The 20,538-nt window shown below is 40.2% G+C and carries 20 protein-coding genes and 1 pseudogene; 5 read left to right on the top strand and 16 right to left on the bottom strand.

Going from position 1 to position 20,538, the window contains the following annotated elements; all coding sequences use genetic code 11:
• Nucleotides 1-136 precede the first annotated feature (136 nt).
• From L4F92_RS09185 to lexA, 8 genes are all read right to left on the bottom strand, one after another.
• The gene (locus L4F92_RS09185) at nt 137-652 is read right to left on the bottom strand and encodes a DUF5358 domain-containing protein (RefSeq protein ID WP_250364591.1); all 516 of its coding nucleotides are present in this window, start codon (nt 650-652) and stop codon (nt 137-139) included.
• 38 nt (nt 653-690) lie between these two features.
• Complete coding sequence (gene rlmB / locus L4F92_RS09180; protein WP_250363492.1) at nt 691-1,431, bottom strand: 23S rRNA (guanosine(2251)-2'-O)-methyltransferase RlmB; 741 nt, start codon at nt 1,429-1,431, stop codon at nt 691-693.
• A gap of 85 nt (nt 1,432-1,516) precedes the next feature.
• On the bottom strand, nt 1,517-3,910 hold the full coding sequence (gene rnr, locus L4F92_RS09175; protein ID WP_250363491.1) for a ribonuclease R: 2,394 nt from the start codon (nt 3,908-3,910) through the stop codon (nt 1,517-1,519).
• Between the two features lie 191 nt (nt 3,911-4,101).
• Nucleotides 4,102-4,551 carry a 50S ribosomal protein L9 gene (rplI, locus tag L4F92_RS09170; RefSeq protein ID WP_126371816.1) on the bottom strand — a complete coding sequence of 150 codons (450 nt, stop codon included), beginning with the start codon at nt 4,549-4,551 and terminating at the stop codon, nt 4,102-4,104.
• Nucleotides 4,552-4,568: 17 nt separating this feature from the next.
• Complete coding sequence (gene rpsR / locus L4F92_RS09165) at nt 4,569-4,793, bottom strand: 30S ribosomal protein S18 (protein ID WP_035687245.1); 225 nt, start codon at nt 4,791-4,793, stop codon at nt 4,569-4,571.
• 12 nt (nt 4,794-4,805) lie between these two features.
• On the bottom strand, nt 4,806-5,132 hold the full coding sequence (gene priB, locus L4F92_RS09160) for a primosomal replication protein N (RefSeq protein WP_250349611.1): 327 nt from the start codon (nt 5,130-5,132) through the stop codon (nt 4,806-4,808).
• Nucleotides 5,119-5,496 carry a 30S ribosomal protein S6 gene (rpsF, locus tag L4F92_RS09155; RefSeq protein WP_103854031.1) on the bottom strand — a complete coding sequence of 126 codons (378 nt, stop codon included), beginning with the start codon at nt 5,494-5,496 and terminating at the stop codon, nt 5,119-5,121. The genes priB and rpsF overlap by 14 nt, the downstream gene beginning before the upstream one ends.
• A gap of 371 nt (nt 5,497-5,867) precedes the next feature.
• Nucleotides 5,868-6,503: a transcriptional repressor LexA gene (lexA, locus tag L4F92_RS09150; protein WP_250363490.1), complete on the bottom strand. Its 636-nt coding sequence runs from the start codon at nt 6,501-6,503 to the stop codon at nt 5,868-5,870.
• Nucleotides 6,504-6,727: 224 nt separating this feature from the next.
• On the opposite strand from lexA, the gene plsB reads away from it, so the two are divergent.
• A complete protein-coding gene (gene plsB / locus L4F92_RS09145) occupies nt 6,728-9,160 on the top strand; it encodes a glycerol-3-phosphate 1-O-acyltransferase PlsB (protein WP_250349613.1) in 2,433 nt (810 codons plus the stop codon).
• 282 nt (nt 9,161-9,442) lie between these two features.
• Here the strand turns inward: plsB and recN are convergent, their stop codons facing one another.
• Together recN and L4F92_RS09135 are read right to left on the bottom strand one after the other, a co-directional pair.
• Nucleotides 9,443-11,119, bottom strand: coding sequence for a DNA repair protein RecN (recN, locus tag L4F92_RS09140; protein WP_250363489.1), 1,677 nt, complete (start codon nt 11,117-11,119; stop codon nt 9,443-9,445).
• 77 nt (nt 11,120-11,196) lie between these two features.
• Entirely contained in the window at nt 11,197-12,114 is a 918-nt protein-coding gene (locus tag L4F92_RS09135; protein ID WP_250364590.1) for an NAD(+) kinase, read from the bottom strand.
• Between the two features lie 159 nt (nt 12,115-12,273).
• Here L4F92_RS09135 and grpE point away from each other — a divergent pair, with 159 nt between their 5' ends.
• Nucleotides 12,274-12,876 carry a nucleotide exchange factor GrpE gene (gene grpE, locus L4F92_RS09130; protein WP_250363488.1) on the top strand — a complete coding sequence of 201 codons (603 nt, stop codon included), beginning with the start codon at nt 12,274-12,276 and terminating at the stop codon, nt 12,874-12,876.
• 45 nt (nt 12,877-12,921) lie between these two features.
• Here grpE and tadA read toward each other — a convergent pair whose 3' ends face one another.
• The 5 genes and pseudogenes from tadA to rppH form a co-directional block, all read right to left on the bottom strand.
• Entirely contained in the window at nt 12,922-13,455 is a 534-nt protein-coding gene (gene tadA / locus L4F92_RS09125; protein WP_250364589.1) for a tRNA adenosine(34) deaminase TadA, read from the bottom strand.
• 97 nt (nt 13,456-13,552) lie between these two features.
• Entirely contained in the window at nt 13,553-14,404 is an 852-nt protein-coding gene (locus L4F92_RS09120; protein ID WP_250349616.1) for a thymidylate synthase, read from the bottom strand.
• A gap of 12 nt (nt 14,405-14,416) precedes the next feature.
• A complete protein-coding gene (gene lgt, locus L4F92_RS09115) occupies nt 14,417-15,217 on the bottom strand; it encodes a prolipoprotein diacylglyceryl transferase (protein ID WP_250349617.1) in 801 nt (266 codons plus the stop codon).
• A 10-nt stretch (nt 15,218-15,227) separates the two neighbouring features.
• Nucleotides 15,228-16,019: a sulfite exporter TauE/SafE family protein gene (locus tag L4F92_RS09110; protein ID WP_250363487.1), complete on the bottom strand. Its 792-nt coding sequence runs from the start codon at nt 16,017-16,019 to the stop codon at nt 15,228-15,230.
• 145 nt (nt 16,020-16,164) lie between these two features.
• Nucleotides 16,165-16,636 (bottom strand): annotated as a pseudogene (gene rppH / locus L4F92_RS09105) (RNA pyrophosphohydrolase); the annotation flags it as partial.
• 674 nt (nt 16,637-17,310) lie between these two features.
• Between rppH and L4F92_RS09100 the strand changes: the two are divergent.
• Nucleotides 17,311-17,910, top strand: a complete 600-nt coding sequence (locus L4F92_RS09100) for a cation diffusion facilitator family transporter (RefSeq protein WP_250349620.1) — start codon at nt 17,311-17,313, stop codon at nt 17,908-17,910.
• A 65-nt stretch (nt 17,911-17,975) separates the two neighbouring features.
• On the opposite strand, the gene ampD is transcribed toward L4F92_RS09100, so the two are convergent.
• Nucleotides 17,976-18,530, bottom strand: a complete 555-nt coding sequence (ampD, locus tag L4F92_RS09095) for a 1,6-anhydro-N-acetylmuramyl-L-alanine amidase AmpD (RefSeq protein ID WP_250363486.1) — start codon at nt 18,528-18,530, stop codon at nt 17,976-17,978.
• Between the two features lie 142 nt (nt 18,531-18,672).
• On the opposite strand from ampD, the gene ppdD reads away from it, so the two are divergent.
• Nucleotides 18,673-19,107, top strand: coding sequence for a prepilin peptidase-dependent pilin (gene ppdD / locus L4F92_RS09090; protein WP_326938215.1), 435 nt, complete (start codon nt 18,673-18,675; stop codon nt 19,105-19,107).
• A gap of 12 nt (nt 19,108-19,119) precedes the next feature.
• The gene (locus L4F92_RS09085; RefSeq protein WP_250363485.1) at nt 19,120-20,532 is read left to right on the top strand and encodes a GspE/PulE family protein; all 1,413 of its coding nucleotides are present in this window, start codon (nt 19,120-19,122) and stop codon (nt 20,530-20,532) included.
• The last annotated feature ends 6 nt before the right edge of the window (nt 20,533-20,538 follow it).

Genomic DNA, 20,538 nt, shown 5'->3' with positions numbered 1-20,538 from the left:
TTTTCTATTCAAGAAAAAAGAGCGGAAAATCTCCGCTCTTTTTAGTCATCAATGATTTTGGCTAGCATTTCTCACCTTTTTTCTTTGTGTTTAGCGTATTACCCAAAATAAAGTGCGGTGTAAATTTTACGCATTTTTATAGCAGTAGCGTCGCGCCCCACTTAATAATATCAAAGAAGAATTTATTATCATTAGTGGCAACGCCGTTGCTTGCTTTGCTATCTTCTTCTTTGTTGACTTCTGCCATACCGCTTTTATATTGCCCTTTCACAACCGCTAAATCATCGTGTGCTTTAAGACGTAACACATTGCATTCAGCTTGAGTTAAAGGTTCAAACTCAGTTTGTTTGAATTTTTTGAACTGATATTGCGCATAACCCATTGCTTTTTCATCATCTTGAATGATTTTAAGATAATCTTCACCGATGATATTTTCTAACGGATAGAAGAACACATATTGCGCGTGGATATAAGCATCTTCTTTACTAAAATGGGTTTGTTGAATGCGAGTTAAATTCGGGTAAATACATTGTTCTGCTTGGTGACTTGCGGCAACCCAGCGTTGTGCATCTTTATCCGATAATACATAATCTGCCCCAGCAAATTGGGCTGGAATAGGCGTTGTGGCGGTATGCCAAGTGCAAGCCGTCATCAAGCTGATAAAAAGGGTGAAGACTGATTTTTTCATTGTTAGCCTACTAAACGTTGTCGCGCAATTTCAAATAAACAAACGCCCGTCGCAACGGAAACATTCAAGGAAGAAACCGATCCCGCCATTGGAATACTCACTAATTGATCGCAGGTTTCACGGGTTAGGCGACGCATTCCATCCCCCTCTGCGCCCATCACCAAAGCCAGTGACCCCGTCAGTTTTGTTTGATACAAGGTTTCTGTTGCCTCACCTGCCGTGCCAATCACCCACATATTATAATTTTGTTGTAATTCTCTTAGTGTACGAGCGAGATTGGTCACACGAATAAGGGGAACAACTTCCGCAGCACCGCAAGCCACTTTGCGTGCCGTGGCATTAAGCTGGGCAGATTTATCTTTTGGTACGATCACGGCACATACACCAGCCGCATCAGCTGTTCGCAAGCAAGCGCCGAGATTATGCGGATCAGTAACCCCATCTAACACCAAGACAAGCGGTGTTGGTTGATCACGTAAAATGCGATCGAGATCATTTTCATTTAATTCTTTTGTAGGTTGTACACGGGCGATGATCCCTTGATGTACTTCACCATTCGCTTTTTTATCAAGGGTTTCACGGTTAAGAAATTGAACAGAAATACCAAGCTCATAAAGCGCATTGAGAACAGTCTGCAAGCGTTTATTTTCACGCCCTTTTAGCACATAAACTTCAATAAGTCGTTCAGGGGCATTTGCCAAAAAAGCATTAACAGCGTGGATTCCATAAATATTTTCAGACATTGTTATCCTTTACATTGATAGATAAAATAAGGCGGAATTATACGCTTGTTTGTCTTCCTTCCGCCAGTTTTTCGCAAACTCATTTTTACTGAGTGCGGGGCGATTTACGTTTATTTTTCTTGGCAGAAATGGCTGATTTTTTCACCGCACTTTGATTTTTCGATTTTTTCGCCGATTTCTCTTTTTGCTTTTTCACACTTTCTGCATAACGAAAGCCTTTTTTCGCTTTATCTTTGGCTGTTTTTCCTTCTCGTCGAGGTTTACGTTCAGTGCTAATGAGTGAGAAATCCACTTGTCGTTGCTCAAGGCTAACCGCTTCTACACGAATATTAACCTTATCGCCTAGGCGGTAAATTCGCCCACTGTTTTCGCCGATTAATTGCTGGCGATTTACATCAAATTGGTAATAATCATTATCTAAGGTTGAAATATGCACAAGCCCATCAATGAATAACTCATCTAAACGCACAAATAAGCCAAAGCCGGTTACCGCAGAAATCACGCCACTAAATGCCTCTCCAACGTGATCTTGCATATATTCACATTTGAGCCAATCTGCCACTTCTCTGGTTGCATCATCGGCACGGCGTTCAGTCATTGAACAATGTTCACCTAGGTTATCCATTTCATCAAGTGCATAATGATAACCACCAGAATCCGTGGTTTTACGTTTTGAACCTTGTAATTTAGCCAGTAAATATTTAATTCCACGATGTAAGGTTAAATCCGGATAGCGGCGAATTGGCGAGGTGAAATGCGCATATTGCGCCAAGGCTAAGCCAAAATGCCCAATATTATCAGGGGAATAAATGGCTTGGCTCAAGGATCGTAGTAACATAGTTTGGATAAGTTCGTGGTCGGGGCGTTCTTTCACTTGCACGAGCAATTTGGCATAATCTTCTGTTGTCGGTTTTGCTCCACCGCCCAAACTTAATCCTTGTTCGGCTAAATAAGCACGGAAAGCGCTCAGCTTTTCTTCACTCGGACCAGAATGAATACGATATAATGCGGGTTCATTATGCGTTTCCATAAAATTTGCCGCGGCGATATTAGCTAAAATCATACATTCTTCGATGATTTTATGGGCATCATTACGTACTACGGGTTCAATGCGCTCAATGCGTCCCATTTCATTGAAAATAAATTTACTTTCTATCGTGTCAAAATCAATCGCACCGCGTTGCTGACGGGCTTTTACTAAGGCTTGATACAAATGATGCAATTCTTGCAAATGAGGAACAAGAGGTTCATAACGCTGTTGTAATTCTTCATCACCGTCTAAAATACGCGCAACTTTAGTGTAGGTTAAACGAGCGTGAGAATTCATCACCGCTTCGTAAAAACGATAATCGGTCATTTTTCCTTTAGCAGAAATAGACAGTTCACACACCATACATAGACGATCAACTTGTGGATTGAGCGAACATAAGCCATTAGATAGGACTTCTGGCAACATTGGCACAACACGATTTGGGAAATACACGGAATTGCCTCGATTATAGGCTTCATTATCTAATGCAGTACGCAGGCGAACATAGTAGCTCACATCCGCAATCGCAACCCAAAGTTTCCAACCGCCTTTTACGTTGCGTTGGCAATACACGGCATCATCAAAATCTCGCGCATCCTCCCCATCAATCGTAACCAAAGGAAGTTGGCGTAAATCAACCCGTCCTTTTTTGGCGGCTTCTGGCACTTCTTCAGTGAATTTTTTGACTTGTTTTTGCACCGCACTTGGGAAAACGTGGGGAATATCGTGATTGCGAATAGCAATTTCGGTTTCCATTCCTTTTGCCATATTTTCGCCTAGTACTTCGATAATCATCCCCACTGGACGGGTGAACATTGCAGTACGTGGTTTGAGTTCAACCACTACAACTTGCCCCATTCGCGCACCGTGGCGATATTCATTAGGGACTAAAATATCATAATTAATACGGCTATCATCGGGGACAACATAGCCAATGCCTTCTTCTAAAAAGAAGCGTCCGACAATATGTTTTTTACGCCCTTCCAATAAACGCACAATACGCACTTCTTGACGTCCTTTACGATCAAAACCGCTTGGCTGGGCAAGAACATAATCGCCGTGCATTACCTGTTTCATCTGTCCATTTGGAATGAATAAATCTTGCTTTACTCCTTCCACTTGTAAAAAACCATAACCTTCTTTATGCCCAATCACCATTCCTTTGATTAAGTCTAATTTTTCTGGCAAGGCATAGCGCTTACGCTTAGTAAAAACAAGTTGCCCTTCGTTTTCCATTGCTCGTAAACGGCGACGCATTGCCTCTTGGCGTTCTTCATCGCGAATAGATAAAACGGAAAATAATTCCTCTTTTGACATTGGCGCATTATGTTCACGAATGATGTTGAGAATAAATTCACGACTTGGTATAGGATTACTGTATTTTTTTAATTCTTGTTGATAATTCGGATCGGAAAGTGCGGTGGTTTTTTTTGTTATTTTTTTAGCCATAATGATTTCCTTATGTGGCATAGATTGCTGTAAGTTTGACATTGCAGGAAAGGGAAAGCAAGGAAAGAATTGGAGATATTTTAGGCAAAGCGATTTTTATTATTTGTATCTATAAGCGAATAACGCGATAACTGACTTTTAAAAACAAAACCCAGCATTAGCTGGGTTTTTTATCTTATAAAAAGCGGTGATTATTCAGCAACTACGATAAGACGTAAGTTTGCGAATACTTCACCGTGAAGTTGGAAGCGTACTTCGTGTTCACCTGTAGTACGGATTAATCCGTTTGGTAAACGAACTTCACTTTTCGCAACTTCAACACCACGAGCTGTGATAGCATCAGCAATATCACGAGTACCGATAGAACCGAATAAACGACCTTCATCACCCGCTTTACTTGCGATAGTTACAGACTCAAGGGCTTCAAGACGCTCTGCGCGATCCATTGCTGCCACAAGTGCTTTTGCTGCTTTTTCTTCTAATTCTGCACGACGTGCTTCAAAATATTCAACGTTAGCTTTGGTTGCCATAACCGCTTTCCCTTGTGGGATTAAGAAGTTACGAGCATAACCAGATTTAACATTAACTTGATCACCAACATTACCAAGGTGAACAACTTTATCTAAAAGAATTACTTGCATTACCGTATTCTCCTTAATTACTGATTATCAGTGTACGGAAGTAACGCTAAGAAACGCGCGCGTTTAATTGCACGAGCTAATTGACGTTGATACTTCGCACGAGTACCGGTAATACGGCTTGGAACAATTTTGCCGCTCTCTGAAATATAGTTCTTTAACGTTGCGATATCTTTGTAATCGATTTCTTGAACGTTTTCCGCTGTAAAGCGGCAGAACTTACGACGACGGAAATAACGTGCCATTTGGCTAGTCTCCTAATCTATAAATTCGATTTGCTCGGCGTGTAATACTAATTGACTTAAACCATTTGCTGATTTATGTGAAGTAATAAACCCCACTATCAATAAGTTACTGCCGACCGTAATGCTTTGAGTTTTTGCAATTAACTGATGGCCACTAACTTGAACGGCGATTTTGCACCAAGCTTGGCGAGGTAATCCTGCCTCTTGCTGTTCGGAACGGTGTTCCAAATAAAAACGACAATGTTCAATTCCGTTAGGGCTTTTGCTTCGCTTAGGAAAGTCGCTGACTTGCCCTATTAATGAGAAGCGATTATCAATTTTTGAATTACTCTTCAGCATCCTCAAAATCGTTGTTTTCAACTTCAGCTAAAGGTTTACGCTCTTCGCGTGCTTTAACCATTGGGGACGCTTCTGTTACGGCGTGCTTAGTACGAATAATTGCGTTACGAAGAACTGCATCATTGTAACGGAATGTTGTTTCTAGCTCGTCGATGACTTCTTGAGGCGCTTCTACATTCATTAGCACATAATGTGCTTTGTGTAATTTGTTAATTGGGTAAGCTAATTGACGGCGACCCCAATCTTCTAAACGATGGATTTGACCGCCCGCTTCTTTAATAGAATTGGTATAGCGCTCAATCATCGCTGGTACTTGTTCGCTTTGGTCCGGATGAACCATAAACACGATTTCGTAGTGACGCATTACTGCTCCTTACGGGTTAATCAGCCTCCGACTGTAAGACCAGCTACCAATCTTGCGGAAGCAAGGAACGAAAATGATGATGTAGCTGTAAGGCGTGCGATTATACAGGATTAATGAAAAAGCACAAGGGAAAATGAGGTTATTTTATGAGGAAATATTAGGCGCAAACGGTAAATTTTTTAATGTGGATGAAAATGGTGAATTATCCCAAACAAATTTAGAAAAAAATAACCGCACTTTTTAAAAGCGTAACAGAGATTAACCGTAAAGCTTCAAGATAACTTATGCAGTGAACGCTATCGTGAACCGAGATGGGTAAATCAAAGTGCGGTGTAATTTTTTTAATGTTTAATGGCTAGAATGTAAATAAGTTACATCCACGCATTATTACGAATAATCCCCACGGCAATACCTTCAATCTCAAAACTTTCGGTTTGTGTGAGATCGACAACAATCGGGTCAAATTCTTCATTTTCGGCGTGAAGATAAACCATTGAACCTTTGCGTTCAAGGCGTTTTACAGTAACTTCATCTTCAATTCTTGCGACGATCACTTGCCCATTTCGCACATCTTTGGTGCTATGTACCGCGAGGAGATCGCCGTCTAAAATACCGATATCTTTCATTGATTGACCATACACTTTTAGTAAGAAATCTGCTTGCGGTTTGAACATATTGGCATCAACTTTATAAGTGCCTTCAATATGTTGTTCGGCTAAAATCGGTTCGCCTGCGGCTACGCGTCCGATGAGTGGTAAGCCTTCAGGCTCTTCTTCCGCATTTTCTTCAAGCAGTAACCGAATACCGCGTGACGCACCGGGAATAATTTCAATTACTCCTTTTCTTGCAAGGGCTTTTAGATGCTCTTCCGCCGCATTCGGTGAGCGAAACCCCAATTCACGAGAAATTTCCGCACGGGTGGGCGGCATTCCGGTGGTTTCCAAATGCCGTTTTAATAGGTCATAAACTTCTTGCTGACGGGCTGTGAGGGCTTTCATCATTGTCATATATCTCCCCTGTTTTTATATCCATATTTACTGGTATTATATACAGAAAGAGAATTGTTGCAATCTTCTTTTGTTTTCTCTGTGATATTTGTTTGATTTTTGTTAGATTTGTGCGAAATTTTCGCTTTAATTAATTTATATCAGGCTAAATTGAAAAAAAATGCCAAAAATTTGTGGTAAGATGGCGTAACTTTTTATCTGGATAAATAAATTACGGAATTTATATGGCAAGTATGCTTAATTTATATAGAAAATTATTAGAATTCCCCCTTTCTGTATTAGTTAAAAATAATCCGATTCCTCATCATCCTATTGAAGAATTAGCTTTAAATGTGCAGCAACCTATTGTGTATGTGTTGCCTTACACCTCGCAAACGGATTTAGTGATTTTCCGCAAAAATTGCTTAAATGTTGGCTTGCCTGATCCTTTCGAGAAAAATGAAATTGGCGGTATTTCATTACCTCGTTTTGTATTTTTAGATGAAGGGCGTCGCATTTTTAAATCTAAAGGGGCAAAAAAGGAAACCATCACAATTTTTAATAAATACCTAGAATTACACCGCACTTTTTTGGATCTTGATGTGCAGCTTATTCCTGTTTCGGTATTATGGGGACGTTCACCGGGACACGAAAATAAATCAGGGTTGCCAAATTTACGTTTATTAAATGGTCTTCAAAAATTTGCAGCGGCAATTTGGTTTGGGCGTGATACGTTTGTGCGTTTTTCACAAGCGGTTTCGCTACGTTATATGGTGAATGAACACGGTTCAGATGAAAAAATTGCGGCGAAATTAGCGCGCGTTGCTAAAATTCATTTTTCTAAACAACGTATTTCTGCTACGGGCCCTCGTTTGCCAAATCGCCAAGCGATGTTTAATAAATTGCTACAATCTCCGGCGATTCTCAAAGCTATTGAAGATGAAGCAAAAAGTAAGAAAATGCCCATTGAAAAAGCACAAAAAGAGGCGTATAAAATTTTAGATGAAATTGCTGCAAATGTGAGCTATGAAGGGTTACGTGTAGCAGATCGTTTCTTACGTTGGCTATGGAATAAACTTTACCAAGGGATTGATGTGCAACACGCGGATCGGGTACGCAAGCTGGCACTTGAAGGCCACGAAATTGTTTATGTACCTTGCCACCGTAGCCATATTGACTATTTGTTGCTTTCTTATGTGTTATATCATCAGGGCTTGGTTACACCACATATTGCAGCGGGAATTAACTTAAATTTCTGGCCGGTGGGCGCAATGTTCCGCCGAGGAGGGGCATTTTTTATTCGCCGAACCTTCAAGGGCAATCGCCTCTATTCAACGATTTTCCGTGAGTATTTAGCAGAATTATTCCATCGTGGTTATTCGGTTGAATATTTTATTGAAGGGGGACGTTCGCGCACCGGACGTTTACTTGCCCCTAAAACGGGGATGATGTCGATGACCTTGCAAGCATTACAACAACGCCAAACACGTCCTATTTCTGTCGTGCCTGTTTATGTAGGCTACGAACACGTTTTGGAAGTGGATACGTATGCCAAAGAATTGCGTGGTGCGGCAAAAGAGAAAGAAAATGCAGGGCTTGTGTTACGCGTCATTAAAAAATTGCGTAATTTAGGTAAAGGCTATGTGAATTTTGGTGAGCCAATCGTATTAAGCAGTTATTTGAACCAACATTTTCCAGAATGGAAAGAATTGCATTTAGACGATGAACGTTCTCAATGGTTTAATAAAGCCGTTGATGCGGTGTCAAACCAAGTTATGGTGAATATTAATAATGCCGCCGCAGTCAATGCGATGAATTTAACAGGAACTGCATTGCTATCATCTCGTCAGCGTGCATTAACGCGAAAACAGTTATTAGAGCAGTTAGCAAGTTATCAACAATTTTTACAGAATGTGCCTTATTCTGATGATGTCATTGTACCAAGCGAAACACCAGAAGAAATGCTCGATCACGTTTTAAATTTAGATCGTGTGGGCGTCTTGGTTGAAAAAGATAATTTTGGCGAGATCATTCGTTTAGAGCGTAATTCAGCGGTGTTGATGACTTATTATCGCAATAATATTCAGCATTTATTCGCCTTACCTTCTCTGGTGGCGAGCATTGTGTTGCACTATGGTGCAATGCAAAAAGATCTTGTCCTTGAGGCGGTTGAAAAAATTTATCCGTTCTTGCGTGGTGAATTATTTTTACATTTCAGCGATGGTGAATTAAAAGATTATGTAGAAAATATTATTCAGGAATTGCAACGGCAAAATATTATTCAATGCAATGAGAATTTGCTCGCGATCCACAAACCTCAAGTCAGAATGTTACAGCTTTGGTCATCGGGCGTGAGAGAAATTTTGCAGCGTTATTACATCACGGTAAGCATTCTACAAAATGATCCAACGATTTCTCGAGCCACATTAGAAAAAGAAAGTCAATCTGTGGCACAACGTTTATCTGTGCTGCACGGTATTAATGCTCCAGAGTTTTTTGATAAAGCCGTGTTTTCTGCGTTTGTTGGAAATCTAAAACAATATGGTTATTTTGATGACAACAATCAAGTGAATGCCTCCTTGCTTGATGAACTCAGTGAAATTCTTGCGCAGATGATTTCTGCCGAAGTCAGACTTACAATTAAAAGTGCGGTGGAAAAAAACGAAGAAATTGACTAATGTTTTGATTAAGTATTTTCAAGTGAGCTAAAGAACCTTAGCTAAATCGCGAAGGTTCTTTTTATGTTTTAAATGATAACCCTATCTACTAAAAATCATCTAGGTGAGCGTTGTCAGCAATTTTTTCTTATTTGCCTAGCTCGAGTAACCCGATTACTTAGATAGAGCCAGAAACCTCATAAACAGTGCCTAGAAAAAGTAAAAGAAGCAGATTTTTTACGTCATCATTTCAAAAATAGCTTGCAATAACCTTTCGCGGAACGCGAAAGGTTTTAGAGAAATTTAGGCAATCAAACGGAGCATTTCTTCTGCGTTTGCCAAGGCACTTTCAGTGACTTTGGTTGAGCCAAGCAATTTAGCTAAGGCTTTCACACGTTGTTGCTGGGAAAGCGCGGTCATTTTTGTTTCCGTTTTTCCATCAATGGTTTGTTTTTCGACAGAAAAATGTTGATGCCCACAACAGGCGACTTGTGGTAAGTGGGTAACGCAAATCACTTGGCATTTTTTGCCTAATTTGCGTAATAATTTTCCCACTACGCTTGCGGTTGCACCACTGATGCCCACATCAATTTCATCAAAAATGAGGGTTGAAATCGCGGATTTATCAGAGGTCAGCACTTGTAACACCAAGGCGATACGTGAAAGCTCACCACCCGATGCCACTTTTGCCAATGGTTGAGCGGATTGTCCGAGGTTTGCTTGTAGAATAAATTGCACCTGATCCATACCTTGGGCAGTCAGTTTACTTTCCGCCTGTACCACACTAATAGAGAATTCGGCATTTTCCATTGCCAGTTGTTTAATGCCTTTAGTCACTTGTGCTGAGAGTTTTTCTGCCCCTTTTTGGCGACTTGCACTTAAAGCCTGTGCATTTTCTAACAACTGTGCATAAGCCACTTTTTCTTGTTCAATCAGTGCATCTTCGCTGTCAGCAAAATCTACAAGCTGATGGAGTTCTTGTCTTAAAGATTGATGCAATGCAACCAATTCTTCCGCTTTTACATTGTGTTTACGTGCAAGTTGTAGTGCTTGGCTCATTCGGCTTTCCACTTCCTGTAAACGATACGGATCGGGGTCAATGTTGCAGGATAAATGTTGGATCTCAGAGCTTGCTTCCTGTACTTGGATCAACGCTTCTTGTAACATTGTGAGTGCATCATTGTAGTGCGGATCAAGGCTGTGTAGTTCTTCTAAATTTTGCACCGCACGATAGAGCAAGCTATCTACGTTCAGTTCATCATTCTCACTTAATAAATTTAAGACAGATTGAGAAAGTGCGGTGAGTTCTTCGCTGTTAGCAAGTCGGTTATATTCTTCCTCTAGCTCACTAAATTCATTTTCTTGTAAATTAAATTCATCAAGCTCTTCAACTTGATATTGTAGCAGTTGTTTTTTCGCCTCATTTTCGGCACATTTTTGTTGGAAATTCGCGACTTGTTGTTGCAACGCTTTCCATTGACGATATTGCTTTTGTACCTTGGCAAGCAGATCAGTATGCGCGCAATAGTCATCTAATAAGGTGAGCTGATAGTCATTTTTTAGCAAACGTTGTGAGGAATGTTGCCCATTGACTTGAATTAAATATTGCCCTAGTTCTTTGAGTTGGCTAGCAGAGACAGGAATGCTATTAATAAAGCCTTTGGAACGTCCATCAGCGTTGATTACTCGACGTAAAATACAGTTTTCTGGATTATCTTCATCTTGCAATTCTTGAACTTTAAGCCATTCATCAGCGGGGCTGTTTGGTTCAATCTGGAATGTGGCACAAATATCTGCACGGTTTTGCCCTTCACGTAACATCGCGCTTTCTGTACGTTGTCCTAAGCATACGCCAAGGGCGTCAATGGCAATAGATTTACCCGCACCCGTTTCACCAGTAATGGCAGACATTCCCTGCGCAAATTCAATATCAAGGTGATGAACAATCGCAAAATTATTAATCGTAAGTTGAGTAAGCATAATACACTCCTGTTTAACTGTATATATATCAGTTTATAACTGATTTTATATACAGTAAAGGGGTTTATGCAAATTTTTTACGCGGAATTTCTCAACCAGCCCAATTTTGTGCTTAACACATTGTAATAATTATAACTTTTTAAGTGAAGTAAACGCAGTTTATGTTTGCTTTTATAAATATGTACCACGTCATCAGGGGTGAACGGCAGCGCGACTTGACTATCGCAACCCGCTTCTAATTGCGGGGTGTTGTAGTCTGCAAAACGAATAGAGATTTTGCTTTCGCCATCAATGACCAAAGGGCGAGAAGAAAGGGTGTGTGGAAACATTGGTACTAGCGCGATTGCATTAAGTTGCGGGGTAAGAATCGGGCCACCAGCGGAAAGCGAATAGGCCGTTGAGCCTGTCGGTGTAGAAATAATTAAGCCATCAGAACGCTGTGAAAAGGCCAATTTATCATCAATATAAACGTGGAAATCGATCATATGAGCAATTTTGGCAGGGTGAATCACCGCTTCATTTACTGCATTGCTGGTGGCAATAATTTGTCCTTCTCGTTCAATGGCTGTTTCTAATAAAAAGCGTTCTTCCACAAAAAATTCACCACGATCTAAGCAAGCCTCAAGTTGGGCATAGGCATTTTTCGGATCAATATCCGTCAGAAAGCCTAAATTACCTCGGTTAATACCAATTAAAGCAATATCATATTTAGCTAAGATTCTTGCTCGCCCAAGCATATTGCCATCACCACCGATAACAATGGCTAATTGCGCCTGTGTACCAATCTCATCTAATTCTGCAAGATGTTGAATAGGTAAGCCTAAACGCTCGCCCACACTTTTTTCCACAAGTACCTGATAGCCTTTTTCTAAAAGCCATTGAAATAAATTTTTGTGCATTTGCAAATTTACATCATTGCGCGGACGCCCCACCAATCCGATGGTATGGAAGGAATTATGCAAACTTTTGTTGTCGATTAAATGGGTTGTGGACATCATATTTATTTTTATGCGGAAAACAGACCGCACTTGAATTCAAGAAATTTATGGCTATATTACACATAAACTATGTCAGTGGCTAGCCAAGTTTAGCAACTGTCAATTTTTACGTTTTTTGTTACAATAACGCAAATTTTTGAACAGATGGAGAAAACGATGTCAGAACAAGAACAACAAGTGGAAAAAACAGAAGTAAAACAAGAACAAGTAGAACAGGCAGAGAATGTGCAAGAAACAGCACAACAGCAAGAAAATGCTGAAAACCTTGAAGGCGATGCGTTAGAAGAAGCCATAGCCCGTGTTCAAGAACTTGAAGAGCAACTTGTTGAAACGGCGAAGAAAGAACAAGATATTTTATTACGCAGCCGTGCAGAAATTGATAATATTCGCCGTCGTGCCGAACAAGATGTGGAAAAAGCACACAAATTTGCTTTAGAAAAATTTGCCAAAGATTTGCTTGAAACCATTGATAATCTTGAGCGAGCCTTGGCAACCCCAGTTAGCACGGAAGACGAGAGTTTAAAAGGCGTGTTAGATGGTGTGGAATTAACCTTAAAAGGATTGTTGGCAACAGTAGCACGTTTTGGCGTAGAAGCGGTTGGGACGGTGGGAGAAACCTTTAATCCCGATTTACACCAAGCCATTTCAATGCAGCCGGCAGACGGTTTTGAAAGCAATCAAATTACCACTGTATTGCAAAAAGGCTATTTGCTGAATGGTAGAGTGATTCGCCCAGCAATGGTGATGGTGGCTGCGTAATCAATCAAATGCAATAAGTCTCATAAAAATAGGCGAGTGTATCGCCTATTTTTTTGCTCTAAATTTGAGGGGAATTTTTTGCGTCAGCTTTTGCTGCTTTTTCTGTTCGCGCCTTTTGCGGAAAAATTCGCTAAGTTTTTGGCTACATTCTTCTTGCAGTACACCGCCAGTAATTTCAAGATTATGATTCATTTTATAATCATCAAAAAAGTGAAAACGCGAACCTACCGCCCCTGTTTTTAGATCATAAGCGCCGAATACTAAACGCTTAATTCGGCTATGTAAAATTGCGCCTGCACACATTGTGCAAGGCTCCAGGGTAACGTACAGGGTGGTATTGAGTAAGCGGTAGTTTTGTTGCACTAGTCCTGCTTGGCGGAGCGCGACAATTTCTGCGTGAGCGGTGGGATCGTGTTGAAGAATAGATAGATTCCAGCCTTCTGCCACAATATTTCCTTCATCATCAACTAACACCGCACCTACAGGAATTTCCCCTAAGGCTTCTGCTTTATCAGCAAGGCTTAGGGCGTAACGCATCATTTTTTCATCAAAATCTGACCGCACTTTTATTCCCTCAATGTTTAATTCGTGTGAAAAATCAGCCACAAATTGGCTGATTGGTAACATAAAGTGCGGTGCTTTTTGTGGAAGTTTTTCATTTTGTTATTTTTTATGCTTACACCGAGAAAGGATATTTAATCGCAGGGTGAGATTCATAGCCAATAACCTTGAAATCCTCCATTGTTACCCAGGTTTCGAGATCTTCAAGGGTTTTGATGTCAGGATTAATTTCTAATTTTGGTAGAGGCAATGGCTCTCGTTTGAGTTGTACATTTTGCATTAGCTCAAGCTGATCTTCATAAATATGTGCATTGACGATTTTATGATACGCCATTCCTGCTTTTTTCCCAGTAATTTGAGCCATTAATGCTAAGAAAGTAAACACTTGAATTTGGTTGAAATTTAACCCTAATGGCACATCGCAAGAACGTTGATAACTGGTTAAATAAAGGGTATCGCCAAGTAAAGAAAAGGTGTGGGTGTGCATACAAGGACGCAAACAGCCTAGCTCAATTTCTCCGGGATTGTAAAAGGTGATGATTTCGCCACGATCGTCTAGCCCTTTGGTTAAATCATTCACCACTTTACGCAATTGGTCGAGGGTTTCACCATTCGGTTTACGCCAAGCACGTCCTTGTACACCATAAACGCGCCCCATATCATCAGTGCCTTTACGGTGTGGGTTATTCAACCACGCTTGATTTTCATTTGCATTGGCATCCCACGTTTTAGTGCCAAGCTTACGGAAATCAGCGGCGTTGTCATAGCCACGAATGTAGCCTAAAAATTCTGCAATTGCGGCTTTCCAGTAACTTTTTCGGGTAGTGATTAAAGGAAATTCATTGTCCGCGACATTATAAGTGAGATCTGCATTAATCAGGGTTAAACAACGTTTTCCTGTCCGTTCATTTTCTACCCAAGTGCCGTTATCAATAATGTTTTGGCATAAATCTAAATATTGACGCATTATAAATTTCCCCTATTTTTTCACCGCACTTTTATAAGCGATCAGCATAATCAATGCCCCCAGCAAAATCATTGGCAATGAGAGAATTTGCCCCATCGAAATGTGCTGTTGGAAGAATAAGCCAAGCTGTGCATCAGGTTCACGAAAATATTCAATAATGAAACGGAATGTGCCATAACCGACTAAAAATAATCCTGCCACAGATCCCGTAGGGCGTGGTTTTTTGATAAACAGATTAAGAATGACAAATAGCACGAGACCCTCTAACACGGCTTCATAAAGTTGCGAAGGGTGGCGAGGTAAATAACCGCCAGAGGGGAATAGCACTGCCCAAGGTACGTCTGTTACACGTCCCCAAAGTTCATCATTGATAAAGTTACCAATTCGCCCCATTCCTAAACCAAAAGGAATAAGCGGGGCAACAAAATCTGCTGTTGCCCAAAAGCCACGGTGTTGTAATTTGGCAGTGATGAACATAGCTAAAATCACACCAATTAATCCGCCGTGGAAAGACATTCCCCCTTCCCAGACACGAATTAAATACATCGGATCTTGTAAGAAATAATCAAATTGATAGAACAGCACATAACCGATACGCCCACCTAGGAATACACCAAGAAAGCCGTTAAATAAGAGGTTGTCCACTTGTTCTGTTGTCCAGCCACTATTTGGGCGATTGGCTCGGCGAACGGCAAGCCAACGTGCGAAGACAAAACCGATTAAATACATTAATCCGTACCAACGTAAGGCAACAGGACCTAACTGAAAAATCACAGGATCAAAGTGAGGAAAAGGGATAAAGCTAGAATTCATATATTTCCTTTTATTTCATAATCATATTGATAGCTATCACGATCAATAAAACAGCAAAATAACGTTTTAGGGTTTTTACAGGCAATTTATCCGTGGTGCTTGCCCCTAATTTAGAGGTAAAAAATGACGTTGCAGTAATTGCTACGACAGCGGGTAAATACACATAACCTAATGAATAGCTTGGCATATTCGGTTGTCCCCAGCCACCCACGATAAAACTTAGCATTCCAGAGAGACCTAGTAACATTCCACAGAATGCAGATGAACCAATGGCTTTTTTCATCTCGATCCCACGTGCATTAAGGAACGGCACAATAAAGCCACCACCGCCAATGCCTGCAATGCTAGAGGCAATGCCAATCAAGATACCGCCAATGACAGAAGAAGTTGTGGTTAATGTTTTTTTTGCTTCTTTTGGCTTAATGGAAAGCAGCATTTTCAATGCAAGATACACCACCAAACAGGCGAATAATTTGCTCGAAATGCTTTTATCTAAATTCCCTACAAAAAGTCCTGAAATGAAGGTGGTTACCATAATCACAGGGGCTAGCACTTTTACCGCATTCCATACAATATTGCCGAGTTTTTGATGGCGTTGTGCGGAAGAAAATCCAGTTACCACAATCGTGGCGAAAGAAGTGCCTAATGCTGTGGACATCAAAAGTTCACTAGGCACATCAACCATTGGCAATAAATAAACTAATACCGGGACAATAATCAGTCCGCCTCCAATGCCAAATAAGCCTGCTAAAAAGCCGACCACACAGCCGACAATTAAACAAATAAGAAAAAAACTCAGCATTATGCTCCCCTTGTTCGATGAAATGAACGCTTATAATATTTGCCTGATGAATATTTTTTGCCAGAATGTTTGTTCGGTGTATTAGTTGCAGAATGTGTGAGCGAAGTTTTCTGCTCTTGAGGCGCCGCATTTGGCTGATTTTTCGGATTAAACAATACCCCCGCAAATTCTTTCATCGCTTTGCGGTACACTTCTTTTTTAAAAGGAACAACCTGACGCACAGGATACCAAAAATTCACCCAACGCCAACCATCAAATTCTGGCGATTTGGTGGTTTGCATATTAATATCTTTTTCGTCCGAGACTAATTGTAATAAGAACCAACGCTGTTTTTGCCCAATGCACATTGGCTTGCTGTCGTAGCGTAATAAGCGTTTAGGAAGTTTATAGCGAAGCCATTGTTTTGATACATAAAGTAATTTAACATCTTTACGAGTTAAACCCACTTCTTCAAAAAGCTCACGATACATTGCTTGTTCAGGCGTTTCATTATCATTTATACCGCCTTGTGGAAACTGCCACGAGTTTTGCCCATAGCGTTTCGCCCACAAAACCTGACCTTTACGATTGCAAATGACAATTCCCACATTCGGACGGTAGCCATCGAAATCGATCACTATCGTTTACCTTCATTTTAACTATTTTAAATTCTGAATTGGTGAATTGTTTCACAAACTTAAGGTTTTAACAACCGAAAACAAGCATTAAGCCGCTTTTCTATGAGAATTTTACAAATATGAAATCGTTATCATCTGTTAATAAATTGAATAAAAACCACAAGGCTGTGCATAACCTTGTGAACAGTGCGGGAGTAATATCAAATTATTTGTGTATAAAGATAACAAAATCCTTATTTCAAAATAAGTTAAAGAAGATCATTGCATCTTATTAAGATCTAAAGTTGAGATCCGAGATCGCATTATTTTGTTACAATTCTCGCCTATAAAAAAATCACACTGTATTTTTATCAGGATTTTAACCCCATTTCTTCTCTCAAGCTGTGAGTTATTCAGTATTTTTGTGGATAAAATTGTGGTTTTATGCAGAATAGGTGGGAATTAAATAGTAAACTTGGTGTGTCTGTATTGGTTTAGAATAATAAAATTATTTAAAATCAAAAAGATAGATAAAAAAGAAGCGTTGTTATATTGTGAATTACAGCGGATAAAAAGAGTGGTTATTAATTAATCAAAGACAAAAGTGAGGTGCTTTTCTCTCGTTTTTTTCATAAGACTTGACCTTAACCACCCGTTAAACTTTATACTATGGCAAATTTTCTCTAGGAACATTTATGCACCACAATCACGAGCAGGGCTGGCAAAACCAGCGCATTTTAGCCTTTAGCTTTGTTATTATCACCGCTTATATGGTGATTGAATTTTTGGGCGGCTATTATTTTAATAGCCTAACGTTAATGGCGGATGCAGGCCATATGGCAAATGATAGCCTTTCCTTATTACTGGCTTTTATCGCATTATTTTTCCCCCATAAAACACAAAAATATTTCGCCCTATTTAATGGAATTTCTTTAATGGTGGTGGCGATTTGGATTTTACTTGAAGCTATTGAACGCTGGAAAAATCCCTTATTTATAAATGCGTTACCAATGCTAGGTGTGGCAGTTATGGGATTGTTGGTGAATATCATTGTGGCGTGGTTAATGCTGAAAAGCGATCAAGAAAACTTAAATATTCGTGCGGCTTATTTACACGTCTTGGCAGATTTATTTGGCTCTGTCATCGCTATTATTACAGGGGTGAGCGCGTGGTTATGGCAAATTCAGTGGTTAGATATTGTTGCCAGTGCCATTTTAAGTGTGTTCATTTTACGCAGTGGTGGGGGGATAATAAAAGCGGTAATGGTCGGACGGTATTTAGGGCATTCTCATTAGGCAATATATTGTTAAAGTGGAATACAGTGCGGTGGAAAAATCGAAAAATTTCCACCGCACTTATGTTATAGGCAAGTTAAATATTTTTCCCAATCAAAATATTGACCCGGATCGATTTTTCTTCCGGGGGAAATATCGCTATGTCCCACAATGCGATCTTTTCCTATTTTGGGATAGTGTTGCATTATGCTTTGTGTGAGTTTTGTCAGCGTGGCATATTGCTGTTCGCTGAATGGCTGATTGTTACTCCCTTCTAATTCAATGCCAATGGCGAAATCGTTACATTTTTCACGTCCTTGAAAGCAAGAGACACCTGCGTGCCAAGCGCGATCATTGAAGCTGACATATTGCGTTATTTTCCCCTCACGATTAATTAAGCAATGTGCTGAAACGCGAAGATCTTTAATTTCGTCAAAATAGGGATGAATAGCAGGCTCTAAACGCCCTTGGAAAAACGCATCAATGTAATTTCCACCAAACTGCTCGGGGGGCAAGCTGATGTAATGAATGACGAGCAAGGAAATATCTTGTGGATCGGGACGTAAATCATAATGGGGAGAGGGACAATGTTTTTGGTTGGCCAACCAGCCTGATTGATTAATGGAATATGTTGATTTCATAGATTTTTTGCGATCGTGATCGAGAAAAAGTGCGGTGCTTTTTGGCTTTATTTTTAATTTGAGCCACACTTATTCACGCGGGTTATTGATTGCTCGTATTTTATCGAAAATTAATCTTAAGAGAAATCAACAAGGACAACTTATGAACAGATTTTCTACGCGTTTGAAGCGGCAAGAAGGGTTTACGTTAATTGAATTAATGATTGTGATCGCCATTGTGGCAATTTTGGCAACAATCGCCGTGCCAGCCTACCAAAATTACACGAAAAAAGCGGCAATTTCAGAACTGATTCAAGCTGCAAGTCCTTACCGTTCTGAAGTGGAACTTTGTGTGTATAACACAGGATCAACCACCAAATGTAATGCTGGAACGAATGGGATTCAGAAAAAATTAACGAATAAAGGCAAAGTCGCGTCGATTGATGTACAGAAAGGTAAAATCACCGTTACAGGCAGAGAAAACTTAGCTGGGATAAGCTATTCTTTAACCGCGAGCGGTGATGCAGCCAAAGGAATAACTTGGGCGGTGAAATGTGCCAAATCGGCGGAACTTTTTCCCGCAGGATTTTGTAACTGATGGGGCTAAATAATGGCGGAATATGCGTTACAGCCACAAATAACGGTGTGTGCGGTAGATGGAAAATATTTTGAAATTGCACCGCACTTATGGCAGCAAAATCAACATCAAAAAGCCTTATTAATTCGTTATTTTGCTGTACCATTGCAGGAAAATGCACAAACCCTTTGGTTAGGCATTGATGATTTGAATAATCTTTCTGCTTGTGAAACCTTTTCTTTTTTAACAGGAAAAGTGGTTGAACCGGTATTATTACAAGCCCAAGATTTAAAATCACTTTTACAAAGCCTTGCACCAAATGTGGCGGAAGAGCCTGCAGTACCTGATTTTTATCGCCCTATGGAGCAGATTAAAGCGGAAGATTCGCAAGAAAAAACCGATGAACCCGTTATTCAGCTCTTAGATCGGATTTTTGAAAATGCTTTGCAGCTGAATGCCTCAGATATTCATTTAGAGCCACAACGTGAACAGTTGCAAATTCGCTTTCGTATTGACGGCGTATTGCAATGTCAAACGCCATTATCCACACAAATTAGCCATCGTTTGATTTCGCGTTTAAAGTTGCTTGCTCGGCTTGATATTAGCGAAACAAGGTTGCCACAAGACGGGCGTTTTCATTTTAAAACGACGTTTTCCGATATACTCGATTTTCGCCTTTCTACCTTACCAACGCAGTATGGGGAAAAAGCCGTGCTGCGTTTACAAAAAAATAACCCCGTCAGCCTTGCCTTTTCACAACTCGGAATGAATACAACACAGCAAAGCACCTTGCAGCAAGCACTTTCTCAACCCCAAGGTTTGATTTTGGTTACAGGCCCAACAGGGAGCGGAAAAAGTATCACTCTTTATACCGCACTTGAGTGGTTAAATCAGTCAGAAAAACATATTCTCACCGCAGAAGATCCCATTGAAATCGAGCTACCGGGCATTATCCAAACACAAATTAATCCCCAAATTGGGCTTGACTTTAATCGCCTATTACGCACTTTTTTAAGGCAAGACCCCGATATCATTATGCTTGGTGAAATTCGTGATGCAGAAAGTGCTTCAATTGCCTTGCGTGCCGCACAAACAGGGCATTTAGTGCTTTCTACATTGCATACGAATGATGCACATTCAGCGATCTCTCGTTTGTTGCAACTTGGTATTCAACAGCACGAAATTGACAATAGTCTATTGCTCGTTATTGCACAGCGATTGGTACGAAAGAAATGTCATCATTTGACTAAAGATTGCGATTGCTATCAAGGCTATAAAGGGCGTAGTGGCATTTACCAATTTTTACAACCGCACTTTCATAATGGGGAACGTTCCTATCAAACGGATTATATATCCTTACGAGAAAGTGGATTGGAGAAAGTAAAAGAAGGAATAACAGATTTAGCTGAGGTAGAACGAGTATTAGGGAAATGGATGGATAAATAAAAAAAG

Origin of the sequence: Avibacterium sp. 21-595 (genome assembly GCF_023611905.1) — a bacterium.
Lineage (GTDB): Bacteria > Pseudomonadota > Gammaproteobacteria > Enterobacterales > Pasteurellaceae > Avibacterium.
The sequence above is the reverse complement of the archived record's forward strand: the minus strand, read 5'-3'. Positions and strand labels throughout refer to the sequence as shown.